Origin of the sequence: Traorella massiliensis, from assembly GCF_900104665.1 — a bacterium.
Classification (GTDB): Bacteria; Bacillota_I; Bacilli_A; order Erysipelotrichales; family Erysipelotrichaceae; genus Traorella; species Traorella massiliensis.
The window spans coordinates 1-1795 of the sequence record NZ_LT629964.1 but is presented as its reverse complement, the minus strand read 5'-3'; the positions used below and the strand labels follow the sequence as shown (position 1 = coordinate 1795).

Annotated in this window: 1 protein-coding gene; it reads left to right on the top strand. The window is 35.2% G+C overall.

The annotated features are described in order from the left end of the window. Positions 1 to 107 precede the first annotated feature (107 nt). Entirely contained in the window at positions 108 to 1751 is a 1644-nt protein-coding gene (locus BQ5367_RS00200) for an IS1634 family transposase (RefSeq protein WP_071440588.1), read from the top strand. Positions 1752 to 1795: the final 44 nt, after the last annotated feature.

Genomic DNA, 1795 nt, shown 5'->3' with positions numbered 1-1795 from the left:
ATAAATAGCTCAAATAGGTGATAAAATAAGCGTATTTGAGCTTTTCTGTTCGGAAAGAGTATGATATAATAGATGTATAAATATACATCTATAGAAAGGATGATTTTATGCATCAAAATCCTGTGGATTTACCTGAAAGAACAGTCATCATAAAAGGCAGAAGTGGCAGTTATGTGTACTTGACACAAAGGGTTAAATATTCGCCAGAATTAAAACAAACCAGACCAGTAAGAGTAGCTATTGGAAAACTTAACGAAGAAGGAAAGCTGATTCCAAACAGGAACTATTTTGAAATATTTCCATATGAACAGAATGAACCCGGAGATAAAGCAGACTTCGTTATTGCGGGACCTCATTTTGTGGCGGACAAGATAAGTGCTGGGAATGGATTAAAAGAACTGCTGGAGACGATTTTCAAAGATGATTCGGACAAGATCCTGGATATAGCGACATATATGATGATGAGCGAAAATAACGTAATGCAGTATTTTGAAGACTATGGATATAATCACACATTGTTCAGTGCAGAGAACTTCGATGATAATGCGATAGGAAGACTGTTTAAAAAAATAAAAGTAAAGGATATCGATTTGTTCATCAGATCGTGGGTACATATGCATGTTGAGAAGCAAATCTATATAGCTTATGATTCGACGAATATGAACAGTGCTGCAGGAAATCTTGAATTGGCAGAATACGGACATGCGAAGGATCGTGATGAATTACCGCAAGTGAATTTATCAATAGGATATAATCAGACGGATCAGGTGCCTTTATTCTATGAATTGTTTCCGGGAAGCATCATCGACAATACGGAATGTGAAAAGATGGTGGAGAGAGCCCGGCAGTACGGATGCAGGGAAATAGGATTCATACTGGACAGGGGATATTTTTCATTACGGAATATAAGGTATTTCGAAAAGCATAATTATGACTATATACTGATGACGAAGGGGAATGCAAAGTTCATACAGGAAGCGGCAGAAGAAGCAGGAGCAGTATTAAAGAACGGATATTCAAATTATATGCAGGGATACGAACTGTACGGGATGACAGTAGAGAAGGATTTATTCAATACAGGAAAAAAAGAATATGTGCATGTATATTATAATGGAATAGAAGCGGAAAAAGAAAAGATTACGATCAATAACAGATTCAATAAGATGGATGAGGAGTTAGAGAAGAAGAAAGAGAAAAAGATAAAGAAAGCAGAAGATGTGAAAAGCTATGAGAAATATTATCGATTGGGATTTGATGAGAATGGATACTTCATGAATTATCAAAGAAAAGATAACGAAATCATGAAGCTGATAAATAAAGCGGGATATTTTGCGATAGTGACGTCAAAAAAGATGAGTGCAGAAGAAGCGCTGGAAACATATCGGGATAGGGATGCGGTGGAAAAGATATTCAGGATGGAAAAGACATATTTAGGGAATGATGTATTCAGAGTACATTCGGAAGAGAAACTTGAAAGCAAAGTGTTCGTATCATTCATAGCATTGATTATCAGGAATGAGATTTATCAGTCATTAAAGGAATTGTATAAAACGAATAGAAAAGAGTACACAGTACCGAAAGTATTGAAAGATTATGAACGGCTGGGAGTAACTAAATTAGCGGATGAGAAATATCATATAAGATATCGACTGACAAATAAGCAAAAAAAGATATTAAAGGCACTGGGAGCAACAGAAGAAGAATACAGGAAGTTTGTAAATGAACAAATGGATATGTTAGTTAATAATTAACATATCCATTTTATATAGATGTATAATTTTTTGAGAAGTTGACG